Origin of the sequence: Streptomyces sp. NPDC101194 (assembly GCF_044767885.1) — a bacterium.
Taxonomy (GTDB): Bacteria; Actinomycetota; Actinomycetes; order Streptomycetales; family Streptomycetaceae; genus Streptomyces.
The window spans coordinates 48,971-55,296 of the sequence record NZ_JBIWOS010000020.1 but is presented as its reverse complement, the minus strand read 5'-3'; the positions used below and the strand labels follow the sequence as shown (position 1 = coordinate 55,296).

Sequence of the window (6,326 nt, the reverse complement as noted above, 5' to 3'; positions counted from 1 at the left end):
TTCCGGCGGTTCCAACCTTACCAGACTCTTTTCTCACCGTTTCCGGTTCGAATTTGAATTCCGGTGGCCGATTGGAATGGCCTTGCCTTTCGGCGGACCCGACTTTATCAGAACTTCTCGGTCGGAATTTCCGCCCCGTTCGGGGCGACCACTGCACACGAGTGTGCGCGGTGCTTCCCGGTCAGGCGGAGCCGTAAACGTACTGGAGCGGGGCGCCCCGATGCAAATCGGGGGCCCCGCTCCGGAGTTCGCGCCTGTCGGGGTCAGACCTCGACGACGACGGGAAGGATCATCGGTCGCCGACGGTAGGTGTCGGAGACCCACTTGCCCAGCGTGCGGCGGACCAACTGCTGGAGCTGGTGGGGCTCCATCACACCGTCCTGGGCGGACCTGTTGATCGCTTCCTCGATCTTCGGCACGACGGCGCTGAACGCCGAGTCGTCGATGCCGGAGCCACGGGCATGGATGTCCGGGCCGCCCGTGATCTTGCCGGAGGAGCTGTCGACCACGATGAAGACGGAGATGATGCCCTCCTCACCGAGGATCCGGCGGTCCTTGAGGGAGGTCTCGGTGACATCGCCGACCGAGAGGCCGTCGACGTACACGTAGCCCGCCTGGACCTTGCCGACGATCTTGGCCTTGCCGTCGACGAGGTCGACGACGACGCCGTCCTCGGCGATGACGATGTGGTCCTTGGGCACGCCGGTGAGCGCACCCAGTTCGGCGTTGGCCCTCAGGTGGCGCCATTCGCCGTGGACCGGCATCAGGTTCTTCGGCTTGCAGATGTTGTAGAAGTACAGCAGCTCGCCGGCCGAGGCGTGGCCCGAGACATGGACCTTTGCGTTGCCCTTGTGGACGACATTGGCCCCCCAGCGCGTCAGGCCGTTGATCACGCGGTAGACCGCGTTCTCGTTGCCCGGGATCAGGGACGACGCCAGGATCACCGTGTCGCCCTGCACGATCCGGATCTGATGGTCGCGGTTGGCCATGCGGGAGAGTGCCGCCATCGGCTCGCCCTGGGATCCCGTACAGACGAGCACGACCTCGTCGTCCGGCAGGTCGTCCAGGGTCTTGACGTCGACCACCAGGCCCGCGGGGACCTTCAGATAGCCCAGATCACGGGCGATGCCCATGTTGCGCACCATGGAACGGCCGACGAAGGCGACCCTGCGGCCGTATTCGTGGGCCGCGTCGAGGATCTGCTGGATGCGGTGCACGTGGCTGGCGAAGCTCGCCACGATGATGCGCTTCTGGGCGTTGGCGAAGACCGTGCGCAGGACGTTGGAGATGTCCCGCTCGGGCGGCACGAAGCCGGGGACCTCCGCGTTGGTCGAGTCGGAGAGGAGGAGGTCGATGCCTTCCTCGCTCAGCCGGGCGAACGCGTGCAGGTCGGTGAGTCGGCCGTCCAGCGGGAGCTGGTCCATCTTGAAGTCGCCGGTCGCGACGGCCATGCCCGCCGGCGTGCGGATGGCGACCGCGAGCGCGTCCGGGATCGAGTGGTTGACCGCGACGAACTCGCAGTCGAAGACGCCGATGCGCTCGCGCTGACCCTCCGCGACTTCGAGGGTGTAGGGGCGGATGCGGTGCTCCTGCAGCTTCGCCTCGATCAGCGCGAGGGTCAGCTTGGAGCCGATGAGGGGGATGTCCGGCTTCAGGCGCAGCAGATACGGGACACCACCGATGTGGTCCTCGTGGCCGTGCGTGAGGACGATGCCCTCGATGTCGTCGAGACGGTCCCGGATCGTGGTGAAGTCCGGCAGGATCAGGTCGATGCCGGGCTGCTCCTCCTCGGGGAAGAGAACTCCGCAGTCGACGATGAGCAGGCGGCCGCCGTATTCGAATACCGTCATGTTGCGGCCGATTTCACCGAGGCCGCCCAGTGGGGTGACGCGGAGGCCGCCCTTCGGGAGCTTCGGCGGGGTGCCGAGTTCGGGGTGCGGATGACTCAAAAGACTCTCCTTACCACGCGCGCCACGTACCGCTTGGGCACGTGGCGCGCATGTCATTCGTGCACTTGCTGTTGTCTGTATGTCGCTCTTGCGAGTGTTCTTCGCTTATTCAGTTGTGAAGTCTGTGGTTACAGCTCTACCCCACCGGCGGCGAGATCGATCTTGAGCTGCGCCGTTTCCTGCGGGGTGAGTTCCACCAGGGGGAGGCGCAGCGGGCCCGCGGGGAGACCCTGGAGCGCCAGCGCGGCCTTGGTGGTGATCACGCCCTGGGTGCGGAACATGCCGGTGAAGACAGGCAGGAGCTTCTGGTGGATCTCCGTGGCCTTCTGGACGTCGCCGCCGAGGTACGCCTCGATGAGGGCGCGCAGGTCGGGAGTGACGACATGGCCGACGACGGAGACGAAGCCGACGGCGCCGACCGACAGGAGCGGCAGGTTCAGCATGTCGTCGCCGGAGTACCAGGCGAGGCCGGACCGGGTGATCGCCCAGCTGGCGCGGCCGAGGTCGCCCTTGGCGTCCTTGTTGGCGACGATGCGCGGGTGCTCGGCGAGCCTCACCAGCGTCTCTGTGTCGATCGGCACACCGCTGCGGCCGGGAATGTCGTAGAGCATCACCGGGAGACCGGTGGCGTCGGCGACGGCCGTGAAGTGGCGGAAGAGACCTTCCTGCGGCGGCTTGTTGTAGTACGGCGTCACGGCGAGGAGGCCGTGGGCACCCGAGCGTTCGGCCGTGCGGGCGAGTTCGATGCTGTGCCGGGTGTCGTTGGTACCGATGCCGGCGACGATGTGGGCCCGGTCTCCCACCGCCTCCAGTACCGCCCGTACGAGCTGGTCTTTCTCCGCGTCGCTGGTGGTCGGGGACTCGCCGGTGGTGCCGTTGACGATCAGGCCGTCATTGCCTGCGTCCACCAGATGGGTGGCGAGCCGCTGGGCGCCGTCGAGGTCGAGTGCACCGTCCGCCGTGAAGGGCGTGACCATAGCGGTGAGGACCCGCCCGAAGGGGGTCTGCGGAGTGGAGATCGGAGCCATGGGTAACACGCTACTCGTTGCTCGACGCCGAGTGCCCCCTCGGGGGGACACGCAAGAGGAGCCCGGCACTGCCTGCTCGGGGGTTCAAGCAGTGCCGGGTCCGTTTGATCAGCCTAGATGAACTTCACGAAACGCCGCAATACGGACACCGCTTACGGGGCCACACGTCCGTTCTTGTTGAAGGCTGCATGGGTGAGCGGCATGAGCCGGGCCCAGTGCTCTTCCATCTGCTGGCCGACCATCTCGATCTCGCGCTGCGGGAAGGACGGCACCTTCGCCAGCTCGTGCTGAGTGCGCAGGCCGAGGAAGTGCATCAGGGAGCGGGCGTTGCATGTGGCATACATCGAGGAGAACAGGCCCACGGGGAGCACCGCGCGGGCGACCTCGCGGGCCACTCCCGCGGCGAGCATCTCCTGGTACGCCTCGTACGCCTGGCGGTAGGAGTCCTCCATGATGCGGCCGGTGAGCTCCTGCTGGGCCTGGGTGCCCTCGACGAACTCGTACTTGCCGGGGCGGCCCTGCTGGACGAGCTTGCGAGACTCCCCCGGAACGTAGAAGACCGGTTCCAGCTCCCTGTAACGGCCCGATTCCTCGTTGTACGACCAGCCGACACGGTGGCGCATGAACTCGCGGAACACGAAGATCGGGGCGCTGATGAAGAAGGTCATCGAGTTGTGCTCGAACGGGCTGCCGTGCCGGTCACGCATCAGGAAGTTGATGAGTCCCTTGGAGCGCTCAGGGTCCTTCGTGACCTCCTCCAAGGACTGCTCACCGGCCGTGGAGACACGGGCCGCGAACAGCACGTCGGAGTCGCCTGCGGCGTGTTTCACCAGTTCGACGGTGACATCGCTGCGGAAGCTGGGCTTTGCGGGCTCGGGGGTCTCGGTCACCGGCGGGGTCCTTCCAATTGCGTCGCTCGGGCGGCGCCCACTCTACGGGCCGCCACTGACAACGAGGGCAGGAAGGGCTGCCCAGGGATTTCTTCGACGAATTCGGCGATTCAGGGCACCGAACGGGCCTGTCGCGCGTCTGACTCAGTAGCAGCATCCGCTACAGAGTTCAAGGAGAGTTACCTCATGTTCCGCCGGCGTGAATCCGTCCCGTTCTCGTTCGTAGCCGAGGCCGACCGATTCCGCAGTAACGTCACCCCGCCCCCGCGGGAGCGCAGCAGCGTCTCCCAGCTGGCAGGCCGCTCCCTCATCGGGCTGACGGTCGTCGCGGGCCTCGTGGGGTCGCTGATCCTCGGCCTGCCCGCCCTGAGTCCCGCCCAGGGCCCGTCGGACACCCAGCAGACCCAGGCCTCGCAGGGGAGCTGACTCGAGCGGACCCCCTGGGGTGGTCCCGTCGGTGATCTCCTCGATAGCCTCACCGGGCACAGCAATCGAGCGTGCTTGTGAGTGAGGATCAGTCGTGCCCCTGCCCTTTCTGACGGCCGACCGCGCGTTTGACGCGAGCGCCGAGGACATCGCGCTGCCGTTCGACGACCACGACGACTGGCGGCGTCCCTACCGCCCCGGGCCCTGGCGGGTCGCGGCCGCGGCCTTCCTGCTGCTGTTCGCCTCGTTCATCCTGTTCGCAGGGATGATCACCGCGTTCGCCGGGGCGCTGCCGGGCGCCGCCGTCTGCCTGGGACTGGCCCTCCTGGTCATCGCCTGTGCCCTGCGGCTGCTGCGGGTCGGCGCCTGGGTGAGTCGGCACGGCGTGCGCCGGGTGGGCTTCTTCACGACGACGACCGTGCCGTGGAACCGGGTCACGGCCGTCCGTACGGTGCAGCAGCCGGTGAAGTGGCTCGGTTTTCCGCGCACGGTACAGGGCCAGGCGCTGATCGTCGTACGCCGTGGAGGCGAGGCGATTCCGCCGCTGCTCACCGACAGCAACGCGGATTTCCTGACACGGGGCGAGGCGTTCGACCGTGCTGCCGACACGGTCGAGGCGTGGGGCGACGAGTACCGGCGGGACTGAGGCACGGGGCGGCGGGGCCGGTCGGTGACCGGTTCGTCCTCCGTCGCCGGGCGGGCTCGCAGGATGTCCTCGACCACCGACCCGCCGCCTGATCCGGGCCGATGCGTCCGGATCGGGCGGCCGGTCGGCCCCGTCCGTCCGGATCAGGGCGTGCTGGGCCGGGTGGCCTTCGTGTGCAGGGCGATGGCCCGCTGCATGGCCTTGCGGGCCCGAGGGGTGTCCCTGGCGTCCTGATAAGCGACGGCCAGGCGGAACCAGCAGCGCCAGTCGTCCGGAGCGTCCTCCGTCTCCTCACGGCGGCGTTCGAACACGGCGTCGGCCGAGGCGCGGTCGATGCGACCGGACGGGGTACGGACCAGTTCGTCGACCGGCAGACCGCCCTCCGCGTCGAGTTCCGCGGCCAGCGCGTTGGCCCGCGCCACGAACTGGGTGTTCTTCCAGAGGAACCAGACACCGATCACCGGCAGGATCAGCACCGCGACCCCGAAGGCGACCGTCAGCAGTGTGCCGTGCCGGATGAGCAGGACGCCACGGCTGCCGACCAGGGCGAAGTAGAAGACCAGGACGGCAGCGGTGACGAAGTAGGTGATCTTTGCGCGCATGGCGGGGCTCAGTCAGTTCAGGTCGAGGAAGTGTTCCAGGCCGAACGTGAGACCCGGAGTGGTCACCACACGGCGCGCGCCGAGCAGGATGCCCGGCATGAAGCTGCTGTGGTGCAGGGAGTCGTGGCGGATGGTGAGCGTCTCGCCCTCGCCGCCGAGCAGCACTTCCTGGTGGGCGAGGAGACCCCGCAGCCGGATCGAGTGGACCGGAACCCCGTCGACATCCGCGCCGCGGGCACCGTCGAGGGCCGTGGCGGTGGCGTCCGGCTGCGGGGCGCAGCCGGCCTTCCGCCGGGCCTCGGCGATCAGCTGGGCGGTGCGGGTGGCGGTGCCCGAGGGGGCGTCGGCCTTGTTCGGGTGATGCAGTTCGACGACCTCGACGGACTCGAAGTACCGGGCGGCCTGCTCCGCGAACTTCATCGTGAGGACGGCGCCGATGGAGAAGTTCGGCGCGATGAGCACACCGGTCTCCGGGGAGCCGGCGAGCCAGGTGTTCAGCTGCGCGAGCCGCTCTTCGGACCAGCCCGTCGTACCGACGACGGCGTGGATGCCGTGCCGGACGCAGAAGTCGAGGTTGCCCATCACCGACGCGGGATGGGTGAGCTCGACGACGACCTGGGCGCCGGAGTCCACGAGGGTCTCCAGCTTGTCGCCGCGGCCCAGGGCGGCCACCAGCTCCATGTCGTCGGCGGCCTCGACCGCCCGTACCGCCTCGGACCCGATGCGGCCCTTGGCGCCGAGAACGGCCACGCGCAGCTTGCTCATTGCTCTGCTTCCTTACGAGG

General features: G+C 68.1%; 7 protein-coding genes. 2 read left to right on the top strand and 5 right to left on the bottom strand.

Going from position 1 to position 6,326, the window contains the following annotated elements; translation table 11 throughout:
- Positions 1 to 263: 263 nt before the first annotated feature.
- The 3 genes from ACIRP2_RS38715 to thyX all read right to left on the bottom strand — a co-directional run bounded on the left by ACIRP2_RS38715 (position 264) and on the right by thyX (position 3,867).
- Positions 264 to 1,949, bottom strand: a complete 1,686-nt coding sequence (locus ACIRP2_RS38715) for a ribonuclease J (RefSeq protein ID WP_404258463.1) — start codon at positions 1,947 to 1,949, stop codon at positions 264 to 266.
- 128 nt (positions 1,950 to 2,077) lie between these two features.
- Positions 2,078 to 2,977, bottom strand: coding sequence for a 4-hydroxy-tetrahydrodipicolinate synthase (gene dapA / locus ACIRP2_RS38710; protein ID WP_404258462.1), 900 nt, complete (start codon positions 2,975 to 2,977; stop codon positions 2,078 to 2,080).
- Positions 2,978 to 3,129: 152 nt separating this feature from the next.
- Complete coding sequence (thyX, locus tag ACIRP2_RS38705; protein WP_266749048.1) at positions 3,130 to 3,867, bottom strand: FAD-dependent thymidylate synthase; 738 nt, start codon at positions 3,865 to 3,867, stop codon at positions 3,130 to 3,132.
- 186 nt (positions 3,868 to 4,053) lie between these two features.
- Here thyX and ACIRP2_RS38700 point away from each other — a divergent pair, with 186 nt between their 5' ends.
- Together ACIRP2_RS38700 and ACIRP2_RS38695 are read left to right on the top strand one after the other, a co-directional pair.
- Positions 4,054 to 4,293 (top strand): hypothetical protein, encoded by a 240-nt coding sequence (locus tag ACIRP2_RS38700; protein WP_404258461.1) that lies wholly within the window; start codon positions 4,054 to 4,056, stop codon positions 4,291 to 4,293.
- A 94-nt stretch (positions 4,294 to 4,387) separates the two neighbouring features.
- Entirely contained in the window at positions 4,388 to 4,939 is a 552-nt protein-coding gene (locus tag ACIRP2_RS38695; protein WP_404258460.1) for a hypothetical protein, read from the top strand.
- Between the two features lie 143 nt (positions 4,940 to 5,082).
- Here ACIRP2_RS38695 and ACIRP2_RS38690 read toward each other — a convergent pair whose 3' ends face one another.
- Both ACIRP2_RS38690 and dapB read right to left on the bottom strand, forming a co-directional pair.
- Positions 5,083 to 5,541, bottom strand: a complete 459-nt coding sequence (locus ACIRP2_RS38690) for a hypothetical protein (protein ID WP_404258459.1) — start codon at positions 5,539 to 5,541, stop codon at positions 5,083 to 5,085.
- Positions 5,542 to 5,553: 12 nt separating this feature from the next.
- Positions 5,554 to 6,306: a 4-hydroxy-tetrahydrodipicolinate reductase gene (gene dapB / locus ACIRP2_RS38685; protein ID WP_404258458.1), complete on the bottom strand. Its 753-nt coding sequence runs from the start codon at positions 6,304 to 6,306 to the stop codon at positions 5,554 to 5,556.
- Positions 6,307 to 6,326 lie beyond the last annotated feature (20 nt).